The organism is Paenibacillus sp. 22594, from assembly GCF_052044425.1.
Lineage (GTDB): Bacteria > Bacillota > Bacilli > Paenibacillales > Paenibacillaceae > Paenibacillus_AQ.
The window spans coordinates 108,531-129,775 of the sequence record NZ_JBQENA010000004.1 but is presented as its reverse complement, the minus strand read 5'-3'; the positions used below and the strand labels follow the sequence as shown (position 1 = coordinate 129,775).

Genomic DNA, 21,245 nt, shown 5'->3' with positions numbered 1-21,245 from the left:
AACTTGAGTTTATGCTTTCGAAGCTAATTTTGTACAAAGTGAATTCTGAAAGCCTATGCTTACAAACTTTTAGGAGGGATAATATGGCACAGCCGGTTACAAAGAGACAGGTGATGAAGCTGGTAGGCAAAAATATTGTCGCAGTGAAAAAGGATGGCACGAAAGTAACGGGCAAGCTGCTCCGAGTTTCGGGTAGTCGTCTGGTACTGCAACGGAACACCGGTAAAAAAGTGCAAACCAAAGCCTTGATTCCGCTGGTGCTGTTTGATTTGCTGGCCATCGGTACAGCACCCTATGCTTATGGCGGAGGTTATGGTTATGGTGGTGGGGTTCCCGGACCTTACGGAGGACCTGGAGCCGGACCTTATGGCGGCTACGGACCTGGCTACGGACCTGGTTACGGTGTCCCGCCGATTGGTTTCTTCTAAGCTCTGAGCCTGCCGGCTAAAGGTTTTTCGAATTCGTAGCAGAAGTTTTGCGGCTGATAACGGGCTACGCTGTAGCCCAATTTTTGATAAAAGGAAATGCCTGGCACATTGCCAATATCTACAGAAACTTTGGCCCTCTGACACCCGCGTGATAGTGCAAACCGTTCTGCTCTATCCATGAGCATATTCCCCCAACGTTTGCGTCTCGCGGCAGGGGCTATAGCCAGCATGTCGATATAGAGTAAATCTCCATGCAACATGAAATGAACGAAGCCCAGTGGATCACTTTCGTAATCCGGACAAGCGACAAGAGTAACCCCTTGACCCAGACGCCGGGGCAGATCTTTTCGAACCTGGTTGATTACCGTCTGCGGAAGATGCGATAATGGAACCAGCTGTTTCTCAATCAAGTCAAGAATGACGGTGTCATCCTGCTTGGGTCTGCGGTAACGAATCATAAAGCGCCCCCTTCACGCATTGTCGTACATCATATGCCCAGAGGGGTGTGGGCGTTCCGGCAAGAATAGAACAACGATTTATGACGATTGCAGAAAAGATGGGTATTGACTAACCGTGTGAGGAATCATATAATGTGTCTAAACATTTAACGAACATACATGCATCGGCAATGATGAGGACGAAGTTTTAAGGGCTCTTTTGCTCAGAGAGTGAGAGGAATTGCTGCAACCTCCACCAGAATCCCTTATATACGAGCTCACCTCGGAGCTGTTTCCCTGAAAGGCCCATCGGCAAGAGTGGTGGAATTATTAGGGGGAATCGTTTGGTCCGCGTTAGGGACTTCAGGTTACAAAGATTTGGGCCCTGCCTACATCGATGGATTTTTGTATCCTGATAAGGTGTTGCATCGTGAGATGCAATGCAAACATGGGTGGTACCACGGAAGATCAACCTTTCGTCCCTCACGCGCTGTCTTCTGCGCGTGGGCGGCGAAAGGTTTTTTTGTTGCCAGGAACATTATCGGTCGTATATAAGACGTTCTGTCATTTGCATAATGAATGTTAACTATCGAAGGGAGGAATACTGATGAGCGCGCAAATACCGGAAGTACAGTCTATAGAGCAGTTACGTGAGAAATGGAAAAATCCCGAGGTGATTACGGGTTCCGAAGTGCTGCTGCGCAGTCTTGTATTGGAAGGGGTAGATACCGTATTCGGATATCCGGGCGGTGCCGTATTGTACATCTACGATGCCCTTCATGGCTTCACCGATTTCAACCATATCCTGACACGGCATGAGCAAGGCGCGATTCACGCGGCGGACGGCTATGCCAGAGCCAGCGGTAAGGCGGGTGTGTGTATAGCAACCTCTGGTCCAGGAGCAACCAATCTGGTAACAGGTATCGCCACCGCTTTTATGGACTCCGTTCCACTGGTAGTAATCACAGGTAATGTCTTTTCCAGCCTGATTGGAACGGACGCTTTTCAGGAAGCCGATATTACAGGCATAACCATGCCGATTACAAAACACAGCTATTTGGTACGTGATGTTGAGGATCTTCCGCGCATCATTCATGAAGCATTCCATATCGCAAACACCGGCCGCAAAGGTCCGGTACTGATTGATATTCCTAAGGATGTATCGGCTGCCAAGACACTGTTTGCCCCGGCCAAACAGCAGGGAGTCAATCTTCGTGGCTACAATCCGCGCACGGTTCCGAACAAGCTTCAATTGGATAAGCTGGTCCGCGCAATTTCATCGGCAGAACGTCCAATCATCATTGCCGGTGGTGGTGTCATATACTCCGGAGCTCATGAGGCCATGTACGAATTCGTAACGCGGACAGAAATTCCTATCACCACAACATTGCTGGGTCTGGGCTGTTATCCGAGTGCAGAAGAGCTGTGGATGGGAATGCCGGGTATGCATGGTACTTACACGGCTAACAATGCCATTCAGCAATGCGATCTGCTGATAAATATCGGTGCCCGGTTCGATGACCGTGTGACGGGCAAGCTGGACGGTTTCGCACCAAAAGCGAAAATTGTTCATATCGACATTGATCCGGCTGAAATCGGTAAAAACGTATCGCCGGACATTCCAATTGTCGGTGATGTGAAGACGGTACTGGAGATGCTGATTCCTGAAGTAAGCCGTGCGGCCAATGCCGATGCGTGGAGAACTCAGATTGCCCAGTGGAAGCTGGATTATCCGCTCCGCTACAACGATTCTGATACTGAACTCAAACCTCAGTGGGTCATTGAGATGATTAATGACACCACTAAAGGGGAAGCCATCGTAACTACAGACGTAGGCCAGCATCAGATGTGGGCAGCTCAGTATTATAAGTTCAATCATCCGCGTTCCTGGATCACTTCCGGCGGGCTTGGAACAATGGGATTCGGATTTCCGTCGGCAATCGGAGCACAAATGGCGCATCCGGACCGGCTGGTAGTCTCCATTAACGGTGACGGCGGCATGCAAATGTGTTCACAGGAGCTTGCAATCTGCGCGATCAATAAGATTCCGGTTAAAATTGTAGTGATCAACAACCAGGTTCTGGGGATGGTCCGTCAGTGGCAGAACCTCATCTATGAGAAGCGTTACAGCTATACCGACCTCGCAGGCAGCCCGGATTTTGTAAAACTGGCAGAAGCATACGGGGTAAAAGGATTACGGGCAACAAACAAGGAAGAAGCAGGCGCTGCGTGGAAAGAAGCACTCGAAACGCCGGGACCCGTTCTGGTAGAATTCGTTGTTCCCAAGGACGAGAATGTCTACCCGATGGTAACTCAAGGTTCAACCATCGATCAAATGCTGATGGGGGATGAATGACAGTGATGAAACATACGATTGCTGTGCTTGTGAATGACCAGCCGGGTGTGCTGCAGCGGGTGTCAGGCCTGTTCGGCCGCCGGGGCTTCAATATTGAGAGCATCACCGTCGGGCAATCTGAAGAAGTAGGCCTGTCCCGGATGGTGATTGTTACACTGGGTGACCAGCACACCCTTGAGCAGATCGAGAAGCAACTCTACAAGCTGATTGATGTAATCAAGGTAGTGGATCTAGGCTCTAAACCAATGGTAGCCCGCGAGCTCGCGTTGATCAAAGTCAAAGCAGAACCGGCCGAACGTCCGGAAATCATGGGTGTTGTTGAGACTTTCCGCGCTTCTGTGGTGGATATTGGTACAACCAGCTTACTCGTCCAGGTGGTTGGAGATACCCAGAAGATTGATGCAATGATTGAACTGCTCAAGCCTTATGGCATCAAAGAGCTGTCCCGCACTGGAGTTACGGCAATGATTCGGGGAAATGCCTGATCGTTATATTTTACGGCTTTAACGGATTACTGCTTGTTTGCATTAATTTGATAAGATAAGGGTAAGGCAATTCCCGCGAAAGAGCGGGGGCTTGAAGAGCAGCCTATCCAACCCTAAGGACTGAAGGCTCTTGAAGCACCCGCTCTTTACGATGGGTCCCAAATTAAAGGAGGATATTGACAATGGCAGTGACAACGTACTATGAACAGGATGCAGAACTTAGTGTACTAAAAGGGAAGATAATTGCAGTAATCGGGTACGGCAGCCAAGGGCATGCCCAGGCACAGAACCTGCGTGACAGTGGTCTTCAGGTTGTCATCGGCCTGCGCGAAGGCAAATCGTTCGAAACCGCCAAAAATGACGGCTTTGAAGTATTGCCGGTAGCTGAAGCAGTATCCCGTGCAGATGTAGTACAAATTCTTATGCCAGACGAAACACAGGCATCCGTATATAAAAATGAGATCGAACCAAACCTCAAAAACGGTGCGGCTCTGATGTTCTCCCACGGCTTCAACGTGCATTTTGGTCAAATCGTAGCTCCTAAGGATGCGGATGTGCTGCTGGTAGCTCCTAAATCCCCGGGTCACATGGTTCGCCGTACTTATGTTGAAGGCTTCGGCGTTCCCGGCCTGATTGCAATTGAACAGGATGCAACCGGCAATGCTCAGGCAATCGGCTTGGCATATGCCAAAGGCATCGGCTGTACACGTGCAGGGGTTATCGAAACTTCGTTCCGTGAAGAAACCGAAACTGATCTGTTCGGTGAGCAGGCCGTTCTGTGCGGTGGCGTATCCGCGTTGATCAAAGCAGGTTTCGAGACACTTACCGAAGCAGGCTATGCTCCTGAAATGGCGTATTTCGAATGTCTGCATGAAATGAAGCTGATCGTTGACCTTGTGTATGAAGGCGGACTTGCAACTATGCGCGATTCTATCAGTAACACTGCCGAGTACGGTGATTATGTAACAGGTCCTCGCATCATTACAGATGAAACCAAAAAAGCTATGAAAGAAGTGCTCAGCGATATCCAACAAGGTAAATTCGCCCGCGACTTTATTCTTGAAAATCAATCCGGCCGTGCCTTCCTGACCGCCACCCGCCGCAACGAAGCTGCTCATCCGGTAGAAGTAGTCGGCAGCCAGCTGCGTGAAATGATGCACTGGATTAAGAAATAGTCTCATATACTTCAAATGAAGAACGTAATATAGTGTGATTCTCAGATGCGGCCGTGTTTTTTGCGGGCCGCATTTGAGGGTTTAAGCACAATCTTTTTCAGGAGGTGCTCAGCTTTGCGGAAAATATATGTGTTCGATACGACGTTGCGTGACGGAGAGCAGTCGCCGGGCGTCAATCTCAATACACGTGAAAAGGTAGAGATTGCGTACCAGCTGGAGAAGCTGGGGATTGACCGGATGGAGGCAGGATTTCCTGCAGCGTCACCCGGAGACCTGGCTGCGGTAAACGCAGTAGCGCGAGCCGTGAAGAATGTAACTTTGATAGGCCTCTCTCGTTCCAGAGAGAGCGACATCGATGCAGTTAAAGAAGCGCTTCAAGGAGCGCAGGACCCCTGCATTCATCTTTTCCTGGCGACATCACCGATTCACCGGCAGCATAAGCTCCGAATGGAAAAGGCACAGGTTCTGGAGACTGCACAGGCTGCCATCCGTTATGCCAAGAAATATTTCTCCAAGCTGGAATTCTCACTGGAGGATGCCGGCCGCACCGAACGCGACTTCATGGCTGAAATGGTGGCGATGGCGATTCGTGAAGGTGCGAATGTGGTCAATATTCCCGATACTGTCGGGTATCTGAACCCCTCGGAATATGGTGCAATCTTCAAGTTTCTTAAGGACACCGTGCCGGATATTGAAAAAGTTCAACTTAGTGCCCATTGTCATAATGACTTGGGAATGGCTACGGCGAATACGCTGGCTGCGATTCAGAACGGTGCGGATCAGATCGAAGGCACCATCAACGGCATCGGCGAACGCGCCGGGAATACAGCTATTGAAGAGGTAGCGCTGGCGCTGGAGACACGCAGTGAGTTTTTTGATGCCAAGACATCGCTTGTACTTTCTGAGATTGCCCGTACCAGCCGTCTGGTCAGCAAGCTGACAGGCATGGTTGTTCCAGGCAACAAGGCGATTGTCGGGGCCAATGCCTTCGCCCATGAATCCGGGATACATCAGGACGGCATGCTGAAGGAGAAAACCACTTACGAAATCATGACACCTGAAACCATCGGACTCAAAGAGAGCAAGCTGGTACTGGGCAAACATTCCGGTCGTCATGCATTCCGCGACAAGCTCAGTGATCTGGGCTATGAGCTTTTGGAGGATGAACTGAATACTGCGTTTGCCAAATTCAAGGATCTGGCAGATAAGAAGAAGGAAGTATCCGATGAGGACATTCTGGCATTGCTGGAAGAAAAACTGATCGATACGCCGGAAGTTTTTAGCCTGCAGACAATTTATGTAACTTACGGCAATGAAGCCACACCTACAGCCAAGGTAGTCATTAACGGACCAGACCCGCAACCGATTATTGCAACGGCTGAAGGCAACGGGTCAGTAGATGCGATCTATAATGCTATTGATCAAGCGACAGGGGAGGAAGTTACGCTTGGTGACTACTCCATCAAGGCCGTAAGCCGGGGCAAGGACGCGCAGGGTGAAGTGCATGTTGTATTGTCACAGGGTGAGGTTGCCGCACAAGGCCGAGGACTCAGCACAGATATTCTGGAGGCGAGCGCCAGAGCTTATCTGAATGCCTTGAACAAGCTGCTAGAGAAACGTAAGACGTATACACAGCGTGATCATGCGCAGTTGTAACCCTTAAGACTTTTGTTTATTTTGTGTAATTTTCGAAGCCATTCCTTCAGTGGAGTCCCCTCTGCTGACCGGATGGCTTTTTTTGTGCTGCAGTAATTTGAAGGATGTTTCAGATAGCTCAGTTGCCCATAGAGTTTGTTGGAAGCTATCAGTGTTTTATCAGTGACTTTCGATACTAAATAGAATGTTATCAGTGATATTAACTCTGGATTTTTTGTCGTTTTTGTGAAAAAACAATCGGAAATAGAAGAAATATATCGGTATGTACATAGGCTGTTCAGAAATTGTTCATTCGTGAAGATTACAGTTAAGGCTGATCTATTACTCGGGGAGAAAAAAGGAGACAACTGGCAATGAATAAAAAAAGAATGGCGGTCATACTTAGTTTGCTTATCATTTTCATACAAGGGGCATACAGTTATGGCTTCAACACAAAGGTCAGCGCAGCGGAAATCACCGACAATATTATCACCAGTGTAACGATGTCCGTGTATGACAACGGGGTTCCGGTAACAGACGTTGTCTATAAGCAGGGTGCTGAAGTTAAGCTTACCTATAATTGGGAGCTTCCGGATTCAACCTATAAGGGTGGTGATACATATAGCTTTGAGATGCCTGACAAGTTTATGCTTGCAAGTGACATTAGCGGAATCCCCCTGATGTTTGACGGCGTTCAGCTAGGTCATATTAATGTCCTGAAGGGCAGTCCAAACAAAGTTATTATGACCTTTAACGATGACATTGAAAGTTACTTCGGTGTACACGGCTCCTTTACCATTAGCACGAAATTCGATAAAACCAAATTTACGGAAACGACTGTCCAGCAGATAGTCTTCCCGATCAACGGGGGCAACCAGACGGTAACGCTAACGTTTATTCCGGATGTCACCTCTACTATCGCCAAGAGCGGAGTCTCAACCGGCTCCAACAAGGATAACCTGAACGCCAAGCAGATTATATGGACTGTGGACGTGAACAAAGTGCTGTCGGGTGTCCAAGGAGCGACGGTTACCGATACGATTCCTGCCGGCCTGGCGCTGGTGGATCCGCTGGACGTCAAGGTATATAACCTTAATGTGAAGCTGGATGGTTCCGTAACGCAGGGAGCAGAGCTCAACGCTTCAAAATATGCTGTTACAACACCTGCCGGCAAGTTGAATGTTGCTTTTAAAGATTCAACGATCACAGGAGCATACCGTATCCAATTTACTACGGACATAACTGATGCTGCCAAAACGAGCTTTACGAATAGTGCAGTCTTTAGCGGTTCAAACCAGGCAGCGGCTACAGCATCAGCGACTGTGAACGTATCGCAGGGCACTTTTATAAAGAAGTCGTCTACTGATTATAATTCGGCAACACAGGTGACGGACTGGGAGATTGATTACAACTATAATGAGATGCAGCTTGCCCAGGCAAATGCTGTTCTGAAGGATTACTTTAACAACACGCAAGAGCTGGTGCCTGGTTCCCTGCAAGTGTTCCCGGTTAATTTCCTGACCAGTTCAAGCGGTACGGTAGGAACCACTGAAGCTACCAATTATACAATGAGCGCACCTTCGGTCCCGGTCAGTGGGCAAAACGGATTTGAACTTAAATTTACCAGTGATATCAGCAGCGCTTACAAAATTAAATATCAGACTAGAGCCATCAAACGTGTAGAAGATAATACAACAATCACTAATTCGGCTACTTCCGGAACTACCACTGTAACAGGCACCCGGGACATCGGTCAGGTAATCATCAGCAAAAAAGTAGCGGATTACAACTACCTTACTAAAACCGTCTCATGGTCTGTAACCTTAAATGCTGACAGCTATCCGATGAACGAGGTGGTGCTTAAGGATGTATTCACGTACAAAGGTCTAAAAATGGTACCCGGCTCGATTGTGGTCAAAAAAGGGTCGTCTGCGACTACCACAGGCTATACCATTCAGAACCTGAATGATTCTGCCGGATTTGACGTGGTATTCAGCTCACAGATTACAGGACCGTATACGATTACTTACGATACGTATTTTGATAACAACTGGCTTAGCTACAACTGGTTAAGTACAGCAGCCAAGTTCGAGAATAAGGCTACAGTGGACTGGAAAGATCCTGGTTCCACAACAGTAAAGACTAAGACGGTAACTGCAGCTTTTGATCCAAATGCATCGGAAAAAGCGAACGGCTTCAAAAGCGGTGCGTACAATGCGGTAAGTAAGGAAATCACTTGGACCTTAGGTGTTAACTACAACCGCAATCCGCTGGCAAATGCTCGTGTAACGGATGTACTGCAGAGTAATCAGCAATATGTGCCGGGTTCAGTGGAGGTCTATAATCTGAGTGTTGCCAAAAACGGCGACCCCTCCAAAGGTACGAAGCTTGTGCTGGGGGATGATTACACCGTGACCTATACAGAGAGCAGCAAGCTACTGCAGGTAGAATTCAAGAATAATATTAATTTGGCCTACTACATCATTTTCAAAACAAGCCTTCAGGGAAAACTAGTTGAGTCACCTACCATTGCCAATACCGCCAATCTGTACAGTGGCACAACGGCTGAATCCAAGGATTTGACCGCTTCACTGACGATTCCTAAGGCTGGAGAATATGTGGCCAAGAGCGGTATGCAGAGCAATACCAATATAAAATGGACTATTAATATCAACAACAGCCAGTCCTACATCGAAGATGCAGTACTTACGGATGATCCAAGTGACAATCAGATCCTGCTGCCGGATTCGTTCAAGCTGTACCCGACAACCGTTAATGCAAGCGGCGATATTACTAAAGTGACAACACCGCTGGTGCACGGAACAGATTATGAGCTGGTCATCCGCACGGATGAGAATACCGGAAAACAGCAATTTGTGCTTACGTTCAAAACAGATATTGAGAAGGCCTATATTCTTGAATATGAATCACTGATTGTGGCCAACAACAATGATAAAGTATCCAATAGTGTGCGGCTCAGCGGCAACAACTCGACCACAATCACCAAACAAAGCAGCAATGAGATAACAGTAGCTCTATCAAGCGCAGACGCAGTGGGAACAGGAACCCGTAAGACATTGAATGTTCTAAAAAAAGATGCGGCGGATCAGGCGCTTCTGAGCGGGGCAACCTTTGCCCTGTACCGCAAATCAGGTTCGACGGAAGTACTCTTTAATCAGCTGACGACAAATTCGAGCGGAGCCGTTGCCTTTAATAATCTGTGGCCCGGAACCTATGTACTTCAGGAGGTTGCCGCTCCAGCCGGGTACGATCTCAATCCGACTAAGTTTGCTGTAATCTTCAATTCAACAACAGAAACAACGATGACGGTGACTGACAATAAGACAGCGACGCCTACGGCAACACCGATAGCAACACCAACAGCATCACCAACAGCAACGCCAACGCCTACGCCTACGGCAACACCGACACCGACAGCAACGCCAACGCCAACACCGACAGCAACACCAACACCGACACCGACAGCAACAGCAACGCCAACAGCAACACCAACAGCAACACCAACAGCAACAGCAACAGCAACAGCAACAGCAACGGCTACAGCATCACCAACAGCGACAGCTACGGCAATGCCAACAGCAACGCCTGCGGAATCACCGACTTCGCTGCCGACACCTGCGGTTTCTACGATACCTGGAGTCATTGTTACAGCAACGCCTACGGCTTCTGCCACACCTGTACCGTCTGCCACGCCTGTGCAGGCATCGGCAACACCAGCAGCCACACCGGGCCAGCCTGTGGTAAGCAGCACGCCTGCTGCTCCACAAGCCACTCAGGCTACTACAATTGTTGATGTTCCAATTGAAGGAGAGATTCCGCTGGGCGGCATTCCAAGCATTGGAGACGAGCCGGATCATGGTACTGTTACTATAACTCCGGACGGTAAATGGACCTATACACCGGATTCCGGCTATATTGGAAAAGATAAATTTACGATTGTAGTAACTGATAAAGACGGCAATGAAGAAGAAGTTGTCATTGAGGTAGGGATCGATGATGTACCAAAAGGTACAGTAACCAATACAGCGGGTAAACCTGATGACGCACTGCCCGGAAAGCTTCCGCAGACCGGAGAGAACAGTCCGCTTCCGCTTTATCTGACAGGTGGAGCTCTGATTGTACTGGGAGTTCTTCTCGCCAGAAGATTCAAGACACACATTAAATAAGAGAAATAGTAAACGGCCGCTGATTGAGAGAATAGGTTGCAAAATTACACCAAAAACACCCGGAGCTTCCGGGTGTTTTTGGTGTTGTATATTAACAAAATGAATATAGGAAAAAGAGGTGTTATATGCTGAGATTAATATGCTTCCAGTTCTCGTACCAGCCTATGATATGGGGCGGCAGCTCAATGTTCAGTTCACGGTTCAGCAAGTCGCACAGCATGTTGTATTGCTGTTCTACCGCTTTTCGCTCACCCATGCTGTCATAGACTTTCATGAGGTCCAGATGGGCTTGCTCGAAATAGGGCTGGAGCAGAACAATCCGCTGATAGGTCGTAACGGCTGCAGAAAGCTTACCGTTGCTGACAAAAAATTCAGCCAGGCCGGTGGCATGATGCAGCCAGATGGTGCGTAGCCTCTGACGCTCGCTTTCGGCCCATACATAGCCATAATCCCCTAAATAATCACCGGTGTAGAAATCTAATAACTGTTGATGCTCCGTATAATTCTTTTCGTTAATTACAGGCAGTGACAGAATACTCTTCTCCCATTCTACAGTATCAATCAGCAGACCTCCTGTTTCGAGTACATAGCCTTCATTGGCACTGTTGATCTGGAGCTCAATACCCGCCTGCTTCAGGCATTGCCGCACCTGATAAATAGTGGTGTAGAGAAGAGTGGAGGCCTTTTTATAATCCAATTCCGGCCATAGCCATTCGATCAGATAATCCTTGCTGATAAAGCGGTTTCGGTTATGGAATAAATAGGCGAATACTTCTTGGGCCTTTAAGGTTCGCCAGCGAATGCTCTGTAACGGCTGCCCGCTAAGCTCAAAGCGGATCGACTGCATACAGCGGAGCATAATCTTGGCTGGATCTTCCAGCACTAGTTGAGCTTTGGCTGATTCCAGGCGCTGCACCGTCTTTTGCAAACGGTCACGCCGCACAGGCTTAAGCACGTAATCAAGGGCATTCAGCTCAAAAGCATCTACAGCATAATTATTATAGGCGGTTACAAACACAATGCTTGCCTTGGGACAAAGATTTTGCATAAGCTCGGCTACCTGCATACCGTTCATTTCCGGCATTTCTATATCAAGAAAGATTACATCTGGGTCTAGGCTTGGTGCGGTACTGAGGGCTTCTGCCGTGTCTGTAAAAGCACCGGTAACCGTAACTGTGCCCAGTTCTTCCAGCATCAGCTGCAATTTCATAAGCGCCAGCCGTTCATCATCTACCAGCAGGGCTTGAATCATAACGGATTCCACCACCTCATTAAGTATTCTTTGGCTTTGCTCCCGGAGAAGCTTCCGACTTGCTGAAAGGAATAATGAAGCTGACTACAGTACCCTTAAGGACTGTGCTTTCGATAGTCAGTCCACGGCCATACATTCGCATCAGCCGTTTGTGGGTGTTCTGCAGCCCGATTCCCCGTTCAGGTTCAGGGGGCCCGGTAAGCAACTCGGCTAGAAGTTCTGCACTTATCCCAATGCCGTTGTCGGCAATGGTAACTTCAGCGCCCTCTCCAAGCTGTCTGACGGAGATCTCTACCCGGCCGCCTTTGGCACGATTCAAAATTCCGTGTCTGACCGCATTCTCAACGAGAGGTTGAATCGTTAGCGGAGGAAGCAGGAAATGGAGATCCGGCTCCAGTGACCAGGCGATTTCCAGACGGTTCTCAAAGCGTTCCTTTTCGATATAGAGATAAGCCTCGACCAGCTCCAGCTCACGTTCAAACGGGACTAGCGGTTCGGCATTAAGAAAGTTAAAGCTTAACCGCAGGTAGGAGCTGAACGCATCAATTAATTCACTCATTCTTCCTGTATCAAAGGAGGCCAGCGCTGAAATGGAATTTAAGGTATTGAATAGAAAATGCGGCTGAATTTGCGCCTGCAGATAAGCGGCCTCTACGCGGAGCTGCCTGGAGACGGATTGTTTCATTTCAGATAAAAAACGAACCCTCATCCGCAGTTCCATGGCATTTACCGGTTTGCTTACATAGTCATTAGCTCCAGAGACGAACCCGGTATAGATATCCTGCGGCTGGTTGCGGGCTGTAAGAAGCAGAACCGGCAATTCTGTGACTAAGAAACGTTCACGTATCCGCCGGGTAAGCTCATATCCAGACATCACAGGCATCATTACATCCGAAATAACCAGATCCCATGACTCCTCATCCAGCAGCTGCAATGCTCCCTGTCCGGTGGTAACCGTTTTGACTTCATAATCATCGGCGAGAAGAGCGGTGAGTATCTTTAGATTGACAGGATCATCATCTACCGCGAGAACTCTGGACTTGGACATTCTATCAGAACGACCTTTGCTTTGATCCTGAACCTGGGCATATGGAACCGGCGCTGCTTCTCCAGCCTCGGGAAGGAAGACATCGTTATTAACAATCGTCCCTTCCGGCTCATCGGCCAATTGCAGAGTAAAGGTGAAGACCGAGCCTTCATGTGGGCTTGAGACTACGCTCAAGCTTCCCCCGTGCAGCTGAACAAGCTCTTTGCAGATGCTGAGTCCAAGACCGATACCCCCGCCCATGGCGGTCATACTGGAATCACCCTGCTCATAGGGATCAAACACTCTGCGCTGTGTTTCCTGATCCATTCCGATTCCAGTGTCCATAATATGAATACGGGCAGTTTGCTGGTGAATATCCGCATACACGCTGACAGTGCCCTTCTCTGTATATTTAACGGCATTTTGCAGAAGATTGAACAGAATTTGAATAATTCTTTTCTCATCTCCAATTACATTGGGAAAGTTTGGCGGAATATCCATCTTAAGCTCTATGGGTTTGTCCCCAGTCATAAAACGAAGCATGTCCAGTACTCCGGAAGCCGCAGATTGAATGTGGAGGCTTTCAAGCTTCAATTGGATATTGCTCTCGCGAAGCTGTGACAGATCGAGCAGATCGTTGAGCAGCAGGGACATGCGGCGGCCGACGGTGATAAGAAGTTTCAAATCCTCGGCATTCTGCTTATGCAGCGTGCTCTTTTCGCTGGACAGCACCGCTTCAGCTATATTTATAATGCCGTGAAGCGGATTTTGCAGCTCATGCGAGGTATTGGCCAGAAAGTCATCCTTTTGCTTGATTGACCGCTGGAGGCTTACGGCCAGCTTGGCTGTATGCTCCGCATTCCAGAAGAAGCGGCGGAACCAGAACGTGGCAAAAGCCAGAAAGGCAAAAATCAGATCAAAAGGATAGAAACTGAGCCCTAACTCGGTATTGTTTTTGACTGAACCCCATATGGTGCTGCTGATGATACTGGTTATGGCCAGGAGCAGGAAAATCGTCCCGTCCTCATTTCGTATAAAGGATTTGTAGATGATGATAAAAATGCCTATAGCCAGAGCTAGTAGCAGATGTCCGTATTGATGGCTCAGTACCGAAAAGAGAACACTGCTGCTGGGAACGGTAATCAACAAACCTGCGTAGAAAGAGGTAATAATGGTCAACACCCGCAGCCACTTTAAACGCTCATTCGGAAATAGCAGCTGTCTGGCCAGATGAAGCATGAAAAAAAACGTTCCTAAATAAGCCAGCCGCAATAGCTTGAGCGACCATCCGTTGCTGATTGGCAGCCAGAGCATTAACAATCTGTCGTCATCCGACAAAATGCTGACTGTTGCAAAGGTCACCATCAATGAAAAATACAACAATACCTTTTGACGCGGGATGATCATGTACAAAATAACGGCATAAGCGGCGTGAAGCAGCAGCACAATGCAGACCGCAAGCTCCATTCCGATGGTAAGCAAGCGCTCCTTATGTATGGTCTGATCGTTTCCGAACAAGACCGGCCGCAGAATCCCCCCTGAGTCTGTGTCAAAGTCGGCCACCTGCAATACCAGTTCAGCTTCACCATCGACTGTGTTGAAAAATACTGGATAAGGAACAGCCCGGGCTGTGTATTCTTGTGCCTTTTCAGCAGGGAAGCCTGAGTGCCCTTCTGTCTTGCCGTTTACATAAAGGACTGAGGAAGAATTTATTTTGGGGAAAATCATCCCAATCCGCTGCTCCGGCTGCTCCGTCAGAATCTTCAGGCGATAAGTGCCATAGCTGTAAGCTCCATGGTCATGCTTCATCGCTTTTTTCCAACTGCCTGGAACGTGAATGTAGCTGCGTTTAGTCTCCGGAGAAATAACTGTATGGGTACGGCTGGCGGGAGCAAGCAGTGTACCGGGGTAGAGTTCCCACTCGCCACCCAAACTGTAAATTTTGTCGTCCGAGAACGGGGTGCCGCGCAAATCCAGTACACCCTGTAACGCCTTAAGCGGGACCGGGAGGGGATGAATGCCGATCCACAGGAAACGCAAGCCGGTAAGTCCTATCAGGAAAAGTACGATTACCACAATAAGTTTTTTCTTTGTCATAGTGTTACATAGTTCGACAAACTCAGGGGTATCCCTTCAAAAAAAGAGTATTCTTGTTGTAGGATATAGAATAGAGGATTTGAAATTACCGGGATTAAAAAAATAAAATAAGTTGCAGGGGTAGTCAGAGGCCCGGCGTCTAATATTATGAAGCTGAAGGAGGGGAGAACGACTTGGAAGAGGCAGAATGGATATCAGCCGTGCTAGACGGGCAGCATCAGGCATTTGGGCATTTGGTGTCGCGTTATCAAGGCATGGTGTATCGGGTATGTATCAAGATTACAGGAGAAGCCGAGTCGGCCAAGGATATGGCCCAGGAAGTCTTTATCAAAGCCTACAAGGCACTCCCTTCCTTCAGAGGGCAATCCTCATTCTCCACATGGCTATACCGGATTGCTTACCGGACCTGTCTGGACTGGAAACGGGCCAATGACAGGGAATGGAAGCACCGTAGTACGGCGGATTATACAGAGAATGATTGGGTGACATCGCAGACGCCTGAGCATGTGCTGCTCCGCAAGGAAGCTTCGGAGGAGCTGGGCGAGAATCTGAACCATCTCACAGAACCGTACCGGTCGGTCGTGCAGATGTATTATTTTCAGCGACACTCATATCAGGAGATTGCCGAGCAAAAAGGCGTTTCGGTAAAAACGGTAGAGTCACAGCTGTACAGGGCCAGACAGATGATGCGCAAAAACGGGGAGGAATGGCGATGAATTGTGCAACAGTCAAAGAATGGATGCCGCATTATATCGAAGGCTTGCTGTCTCCGGAAGCGGAGCTGAGAATCCGTCTGCACATCGAGTCTTGTCCCGATTGCGCACAGTGGCTGGAGGAAGCAAGAGAAATGTCTGCGCTGTGGAATGAAATGGAGAATGGACAAGAGTCCTTCGACACACTTGATTTTCCGGATATTACTGCCGGTGTTATGGGACAAATTGAACAACTGGAATCGGGTCGCCGGGAAAGGGCGGTCAGAGCAACTATGGCAAGACGCCGCACTGCTCCCAAAACCTCTTGGGTACACTATGGGGTCGCGGTTGGCTTGACCTTCCTGCTGCTGCAGCTTGGTGTGTTCAAGGATATGGCCTACGGTATTACTGAGATTAATGGACATATGTCCACATCGGTCAGCGCTTGGCTTAACCCTGACGGTTCAAATAAATAATTTATTTAATACATTAGCAATTCAAATAGGAGGATATGTTATGATCAAAAAAAGACGTTGGCTCACCTTTCTTCTGGCTATGATTCCGGGAATCGGACATCTGTATTTAGGCTTCAAAAAATTGGGGCTTGAGTATATGATTGGAGCAGCATTGTGTATTATCTTTATCCCCTCCATGCCAACGGTATTCCCGTTCGCTCTGGCTGCTCTGTGGTTCTATCAATTATTTGATGCCCTTCAGAAAGCAGCCTGGATGAAAATAGCCGCCGAAGAGCATGAGCGCATGATGTTCCACCCGGATAGCTACGGGGTGCCCTGGAGTATGGGGATGCCTGCCAGTCCGGCTTACCCGAACGATGAAGTGAGTCCGGTCTGGGTCGGTTTCGGCTGTGTAGCTGCAGGCATTCTGCTGCTGATCATTACCACCTTTCCGGGGCTCTGGGATTTACTCACCGATATGAATATCGGATCCATCCTACTGTCGCTGGCTCTGATCGGCTACGGGCTAAGAATGCTGAAGAAAAATCCAAAGGTATAGAGAAATGGGGAAATGAACGATGGCGAGATGGAAGATCGGCAGTTTTACCGCAGCCTTGGGCTGCATCATGTTGGGGGGGATTATTGCACTGGCCCAATTTGATGTGGTTACTTACCAGGCGCTTGCTTATCTCTGGCCTGCACTACTTATACTGTTCGGGCTGGAGACACTGCTCCGGATATTTATTAAGTCCGATGCCAAAACCCGTGTCAGCGGCTGGGCTATTGTCCTGATCGTGGTATTGGTCGCAGCAAGTGGAGCCCAGAGGGTGCTGGCCGACGGCTCGCTCAGCGGGATTTTTGGAGGAACACAGCTTGTGCCGGTAACTGGAACAGTGGATGTGCAGGCAGGGATCAAAAAAGTGAAGATTGAACTGCCACACGGTAAGGTTAAGCTGAGCGGTGTGGACGGAAATACGCTTGACTATGAGGGGAAACTGGAAGTGCCGGGGAAATCGGAAAGTGAAGGGTCAAGCGCACTGGAGCAGAAGTGGTCAGTTATAGCCGAAGGAGACACCTTGACCATGAAGCTTGAAGGTGATTCCGGCTGGCTCTCCAACATTCATATTGGATTTAATCTCAAAGATCCCTATATAAATGTCAACCTTCCCAGCAATCTTGCAGTAGAGGTTGAAACCAGTGACGGATCGATTGAAGCTGGAAACTTGAAGTCTGGTGTTGAAATGGACACTAGTAATGGAAGACTGGACATTCATGATGTAGCCGGCGGTGTAGATGCGCACACCAGCAACGGGACATTAACTGTGCAGAATGTGCAGGGTGAAGTGAAGCTGGTCAGCTCCAATGGTGCTCTGAATCTTGGCAATATCGACGGTTCACTATACGCCAAGAGCAGCAACGGCAAGATCACGATTAACTCGGCGATCACCGGCGAATGGGAGTGCTCCTCCAGCAACGGCAAGATTGTAGTGGGCCTGCCGGCTGTTACCGATGCAACAATTACAGCAGATACCAGCAACGGTTCACTCAAGGGGAATGTCAAATGGGATGGTGACGATAACAGTCACGGAACTGCTGTGCTCGGGAGCGGGACGCACAAAGTCTCCTTGTCTACGAGTAACGGATCAGTGACGGTAGATACGGCAGAATAACTGGGAGTTTAAGTTAAGTATTCGTGGTGCTGGAAAAGTAGACCGGATACGGATAAAAAGAGCTGTTGTGCATGGCAGAATGACTGCCATGCACAACAGCTTCTTTTTTGCGGTGTGAAGTGAGGGATCAGCGCCCCATATATTGCTTCTGCTTGTTAACCAGCGCTTGCTCCTGCGGTCGCGAGCGCGACTTGAACTCCATGGAATTCGGTCCTACCAGGCATAGGCCTTCGGTGCTGCGCCGCCCGGGCCAGGGAAAATCTCGTCCAGACGCTTCAGTACGGACTCGTCCAGAACGACTTCAAGGCTGCGCAGCGCGCTTTCGAACTGCTCCAGCGTTCGCGGCCCGATGATTGGTGCTGTGACTGCCGGATTCGCCAGCAGCCAGGCCAGAGCGATATTGTCCTGCGGTTCGCCAAGCTCAAGGCTGAGTTCGGCAAAAGCCTCAAGCTGGTTCTTGTACTGTTCGACCCGATCCGCGTTCCCGCCGCTGCGGCTGCCCTCAATTTTCTTGAGCGCATTGCGTCCCAGCAGTCCCCCGTCGAGCGGACTCCAGGGGATAATCCCCAGACCGAGGTTCTGGGATGCAGGAAGAACCTCCAGCTCCGGAAGACGGCAGGTGAGGCTGTATTTATGCTGCTCCGATACAAGCCCCAGGAATCCCCGGGCTTTGGCTTCCTGCTGGGCTACTGCGATATCCCAGCCGGCAAAGTTGCTGGAGCCGACATAGCCGATTTTCCCCTGGCTGACTGCGAGCTCAAAAGCGCTCCATAGCTCGTCCCACGAGACACTCCGGTCTACATGGTGCATCTGATACAGCTCAATGTGATCGGTCTGCAGACGCTGGAGCGAGCCTTCCAGGTGCCGCCGGATAATATAAGAGGAGAGACCGCTTTCATCATTAGGGCCGTCAAGCTTGTCGCTCATGGCGCCATAGACTTTGGTGGCCAGTACTACCTTTTCCCGACGACCGCCGCCCTGCTTGAACCAGCGTCCGATAATCGTCTCGGTAAGTCCGGAATTCTCACCCCAGCCATACACATTGGCTGTATCAAAAAAGTTAACCCCCGCATCCAGTGCGGCGTCCATAATGCGGAAAGCTTCCTTTTCATCCGTAATGGGGCCGAAATTCATCGTTCCGAGACAAAGACGGCTTACCTTCATACCGGATTTGCCAAGCTTTGCGTACTGCACCTCACAACAACTCCTCTAAATGTAATGGCCAAGCGGATTAGTTAATAAGTACATACTTATTGTAAACATCTTAAGAAACAAGAGCAAATGAACAGACAGGCCCAGCCGGAAGGGGAATAGCTAACGCACAGTCAGCTGGCCCGTCTTCATTTACATTGCGTTATAGGCTGGGCCTATCACTCCCATAGAATCTATATCTTTGTCCTTTGGGCCTAGGTATGATACAACAATATACAGAAGAACTATGTCTGCGAGCAGCAGAAATCAGAGGAGTGACGGGAATGAGCGAGGTCAAAAAAATCGCCGTAATAGCCGGGGACGGAATCGGACCTGAAGTTGTGGCAGAAGCATTGAAAGTATTGAAAAAAACGGAAGATTTGTTCGGCTATGCATTTGAAACCGAGCAGGCACTCTTTGGCGGAATCGCTATTGATGAACGGGGAACTCCGCTTCCGGAGGACACACTGGAGATCTGCCGCAAGGCGGATGCCGTGCTGCTGGGTGCGGTCGGTGGACCAAAATGGGATAACAACCCGAAGGAACTGCGTCCGGAAACTGGGCTGCTGGGTATCCGTAAAGCGCTGGGACTATTCTCCAATCTGCGTCCGGCTGTCGTTTTCGACTGCCTGAAGGATGCCTCAACGTTGAAACCGGAAGTGCTGGAAGGTACGGATCTTATGGTGGTCCGCGAGCTGACCGGCGGCATATATTTCGGAGACAAGCTGCGCCGTCAAGGTGAATTCGGCGAAGAAGCTGTGGATACTTGCGTATATAACGTTACGGAAGTGGAGCGCATCGTGCGCCAGGCCTTTGAAATTGCCGGCAAACGCCGCAACAAGCTGGCAAGTGTCGATAAGGCGAATGTTCTCGAGACTTCGCGCCTCTGGCGTGAGGTTGTGAACAGAATTGCTCCGGAATATCCGCAGGTAGAGTTAGAGCATGTGCTCGTTGATAACTGCGCTATGCAGCTGCTGCGTCGTCCTGCCAGCTTTGATGTTATTGTGACTGAGAATATGTTTGGAGATATCTTGAGTGATGAAGCAGCGATGCTGACCGGTTCGATCGGCATGCTCGCATCGGCATCGCTGGGCGAAGACAGCTACGGTCTGTATGAACCGGTACACGGCTCTGCGCCTGATATTGCCGGACAAGGCCTGGCAAATCCGATTGCTACGATTCTGTCGCTCGCTCTAATGTTCCGTATGACCTTTGGTTATGAGGCAGCGGCAGCGGCCATTGAAGCTGCAGTGGCAGAAGTGCTTGATGCCGGACACCGCACCAGTGATATCGCTGTAGACAAGAGTAAGGCTATCAGCACTACAGAGATGGGTGATCTCATTGTCGCCGCTATCCGTACAGCCTAGGATGTAATCCAGCGGTTCTCCTTTTGAAGCAGAAAAACAAAAAACTTCACAGAAAATTGCTTATTTATAATAATTATAAAAAAGTAATGACTGTAATATTGACTTTGATTTTGTACGATGATACCATTTGTTGTATAGCAACAAGTATTCACCAACTCATCCAATCAAGAAAAGCATATTGCACTGGAAGTGGATTTCAACAATTGTTTTTCTTACATACTCAAAGGAGGATTTAAGCAATGGCAGAACGTTTGGTAGGTAAACCAGCCCCAGATTTTACAATGGAAACCGTAACGGGCGACGGTAAAGATTTCGGTAAGGTAAGCTTGTCCGACTATCGCGGCAAATGGCTTGTATTCTTCTTTTATCCGCTTGATTTCACCTTTGTATGTCCTACAGAAATTACAGCATTAAGCGATGCAGCAGCTGATTTCACGGCACTTGATACCGAAATTCTTGGTGTTAGTATCGATTCGGTACACAGCCACAAGGCTTGGATCACCACACCTAAGGATTCGAACGGTCTTGGTCCCATCAACTTCCCGCTGGCATCTGATATCACGAAGAAGGTTGCCAGCGATTATGGCATCCTGATTGAAGAAGAAGGTATTGCACTGCGCGGCTTGTTCATCATTGATCCTGACGGTGAACTGAAGTATCAGGTAGTTAACCACAATGATGTAGGCCGCAGTGTAGAAGAAACTCTTCGTGTCCTGCAAGCCTTGCAGTCCGGCGGACTGTGTGCCATGAACTGGAAACCCGGCGACAAGAACCTGTAAGCAGCGGTTCAG

At 49.1% G+C, this 21,245-nt stretch carries 16 protein-coding genes; 12 read left to right on the top strand and 4 right to left on the bottom strand.

Annotated features, from left to right (window positions below; genetic code table 11):
• The first annotated feature begins 83 nt into the window (after window positions 1–83).
• Window positions 84–428: a hypothetical protein gene (locus ACTJKB_RS14625; RefSeq protein WP_440834905.1), complete on the top strand. Its 345-nt coding sequence runs from the start codon at window positions 84–86 to the stop codon at window positions 426–428.
• Here ACTJKB_RS14625 and ACTJKB_RS14620 read toward each other — a convergent pair.
• On the bottom strand, window positions 425–886 hold the full coding sequence (locus tag ACTJKB_RS14620) for a GNAT family N-acetyltransferase (protein WP_440834903.1): 462 nt from the start codon (window positions 884–886) through the stop codon (window positions 425–427). The two genes, ACTJKB_RS14625 and ACTJKB_RS14620, sit on opposite strands and share 4 nt — an antisense overlap.
• Before the next feature lie 586 nt (window positions 887–1,472).
• Here ACTJKB_RS14620 and ilvB point away from each other — a divergent pair.
• The 5 genes from ilvB to ACTJKB_RS14595 all read left to right on the top strand — a co-directional run bounded on the left by ilvB (window position 1,473) and on the right by ACTJKB_RS14595 (window position 10,703).
• On the top strand, window positions 1,473–3,221 hold the full coding sequence (gene ilvB, locus ACTJKB_RS14615; RefSeq protein ID WP_440834901.1) for a biosynthetic-type acetolactate synthase large subunit: 1,749 nt from the start codon (window positions 1,473–1,475) through the stop codon (window positions 3,219–3,221).
• The gene (gene ilvN, locus ACTJKB_RS14610) at window positions 3,218–3,706 is read left to right on the top strand and encodes an acetolactate synthase small subunit (protein ID WP_074085845.1); all 489 of its coding nucleotides are present in this window, start codon (window positions 3,218–3,220) and stop codon (window positions 3,704–3,706) included. Before ilvB ends, ilvN begins: the two co-directional genes overlap by 4 nt.
• 182 nt (window positions 3,707–3,888) lie before the next feature.
• The gene (gene ilvC / locus ACTJKB_RS14605; protein WP_440834899.1) at window positions 3,889–4,881 is read left to right on the top strand and encodes a ketol-acid reductoisomerase; all 993 of its coding nucleotides are present in this window, start codon (window positions 3,889–3,891) and stop codon (window positions 4,879–4,881) included.
• Between the two features lie 114 nt (window positions 4,882–4,995).
• The gene (locus tag ACTJKB_RS14600; protein WP_440834897.1) at window positions 4,996–6,537 is read left to right on the top strand and encodes a 2-isopropylmalate synthase; all 1,542 of its coding nucleotides are present in this window, start codon (window positions 4,996–4,998) and stop codon (window positions 6,535–6,537) included.
• Window positions 6,538–6,890: 353 nt separating this feature from the next.
• Entirely contained in the window at window positions 6,891–10,703 is a 3,813-nt protein-coding gene (locus ACTJKB_RS14595) for a collagen binding domain-containing protein (RefSeq protein WP_440834896.1), read from the top strand.
• 121 nt (window positions 10,704–10,824) lie between these two features.
• Here ACTJKB_RS14595 and ACTJKB_RS14590 read toward each other — a convergent pair whose 3' ends face one another.
• Entirely contained in the window at window positions 10,825–11,955 is a 1,131-nt protein-coding gene (locus ACTJKB_RS14590) for a response regulator (protein WP_440834894.1), read from the bottom strand.
• 19 nt (window positions 11,956–11,974) lie between these two features.
• Complete coding sequence (locus tag ACTJKB_RS14585) at window positions 11,975–15,079, bottom strand: hybrid sensor histidine kinase/response regulator (RefSeq protein WP_440834892.1); 3,105 nt, start codon at window positions 15,077–15,079, stop codon at window positions 11,975–11,977.
• A 173-nt stretch (window positions 15,080–15,252) separates the two neighbouring features.
• Between ACTJKB_RS14585 and ACTJKB_RS14580 the strand changes: the two genes are divergently transcribed.
• The 4 genes from ACTJKB_RS14580 to ACTJKB_RS14565 are packed head-to-tail and all read left to right on the top strand — an operon-like array spanning window position 15,253 to window position 17,896.
• On the top strand, window positions 15,253–15,795 hold the full coding sequence (locus tag ACTJKB_RS14580) for an RNA polymerase sigma factor (RefSeq protein ID WP_074112340.1): 543 nt from the start codon (window positions 15,253–15,255) through the stop codon (window positions 15,793–15,795).
• A complete protein-coding gene (locus tag ACTJKB_RS14575; protein WP_440834891.1) occupies window positions 15,792–16,247 on the top strand; it encodes an anti-sigma factor family protein in 456 nt (151 codons plus the stop codon). The genes ACTJKB_RS14580 and ACTJKB_RS14575 overlap by 4 nt, the downstream gene beginning before the upstream one ends.
• A 40-nt stretch (window positions 16,248–16,287) precedes the next feature.
• Window positions 16,288–16,785, top strand: coding sequence for a hypothetical protein (locus ACTJKB_RS14570; RefSeq protein ID WP_440834889.1), 498 nt, complete (start codon window positions 16,288–16,290; stop codon window positions 16,783–16,785).
• 19 nt (window positions 16,786–16,804) lie between these two features.
• On the top strand, window positions 16,805–17,896 hold the full coding sequence (locus ACTJKB_RS14565) for a DUF4097 family beta strand repeat-containing protein (RefSeq protein ID WP_440834888.1): 1,092 nt from the start codon (window positions 16,805–16,807) through the stop codon (window positions 17,894–17,896).
• A 213-nt stretch (window positions 17,897–18,109) separates the two neighbouring features.
• Here the strand turns inward: ACTJKB_RS14565 and ACTJKB_RS14560 are convergent, their stop codons facing one another.
• Complete coding sequence (locus tag ACTJKB_RS14560; protein WP_440834886.1) at window positions 18,110–19,090, bottom strand: aldo/keto reductase; 981 nt, start codon at window positions 19,088–19,090, stop codon at window positions 18,110–18,112.
• Window positions 19,091–19,371: 281 nt separating this feature from the next.
• Between ACTJKB_RS14560 and leuB the strand changes: the two genes are divergently transcribed.
• Window positions 19,372–20,454: a 3-isopropylmalate dehydrogenase gene (gene leuB, locus ACTJKB_RS14555; protein ID WP_440834884.1), complete on the top strand. Its 1,083-nt coding sequence runs from the start codon at window positions 19,372–19,374 to the stop codon at window positions 20,452–20,454.
• Window positions 20,455–20,693: 239 nt separating this feature from the next.
• A complete protein-coding gene (locus ACTJKB_RS14550; RefSeq protein ID WP_074085834.1) occupies window positions 20,694–21,233 on the top strand; it encodes a peroxiredoxin in 540 nt (179 codons plus the stop codon).
• The last annotated feature ends 12 nt before the right edge of the window (window positions 21,234–21,245 follow it).

Excerpts from the sequence above, each read along its gene's own strand:
- ACTJKB_RS14625 (WP_440834905.1), top strand. The coding sequence starts at position 84 with ATGGCACAGCCGGTTACAAAGAGACAGGTGATGAAGCTGGTAGGCAAA.
- ACTJKB_RS14620 (WP_440834903.1), bottom strand. The coding sequence starts at position 886 with ATGATTCGTTACCGCAGACCCAAGCAGGATGACACCGTCATTCTTGAC.
- ilvB (WP_440834901.1), top strand. The coding sequence starts at position 1,473 with ATGAGCGCGCAAATACCGGAAGTACAGTCTATAGAGCAGTTACGTGAG.
- ilvN (WP_074085845.1), top strand. The coding sequence starts at position 3,218 with ATGACAGTGATGAAACATACGATTGCTGTGCTTGTGAATGACCAGCCG.
- ilvC (WP_440834899.1), top strand. The coding sequence starts at position 3,889 with ATGGCAGTGACAACGTACTATGAACAGGATGCAGAACTTAGTGTACTA.
- ACTJKB_RS14595 (WP_440834896.1), top strand. The coding sequence starts at position 6,891 with ATGAATAAAAAAAGAATGGCGGTCATACTTAGTTTGCTTATCATTTTC.
- ACTJKB_RS14590 (WP_440834894.1), bottom strand. The coding sequence starts at position 11,955 with ATGATTCAAGCCCTGCTGGTAGATGATGAACGGCTGGCGCTTATGAAA.
- ACTJKB_RS14585 (WP_440834892.1), bottom strand. The coding sequence starts at position 15,079 with ATGACAAAGAAAAAACTTATTGTGGTAATCGTACTTTTCCTGATAGGA.
- ACTJKB_RS14575 (WP_440834891.1), top strand. The coding sequence starts at position 15,792 with ATGAATTGTGCAACAGTCAAAGAATGGATGCCGCATTATATCGAAGGC.
- ACTJKB_RS14570 (WP_440834889.1), top strand. The coding sequence starts at position 16,288 with ATGATCAAAAAAAGACGTTGGCTCACCTTTCTTCTGGCTATGATTCCG.
- ACTJKB_RS14565 (WP_440834888.1), top strand. The coding sequence starts at position 16,805 with ATGGCGAGATGGAAGATCGGCAGTTTTACCGCAGCCTTGGGCTGCATC.
- leuB (WP_440834884.1), top strand. The coding sequence starts at position 19,372 with ATGAGCGAGGTCAAAAAAATCGCCGTAATAGCCGGGGACGGAATCGGA.
- ACTJKB_RS14550 (WP_074085834.1), top strand. The coding sequence starts at position 20,694 with ATGGCAGAACGTTTGGTAGGTAAACCAGCCCCAGATTTTACAATGGAA.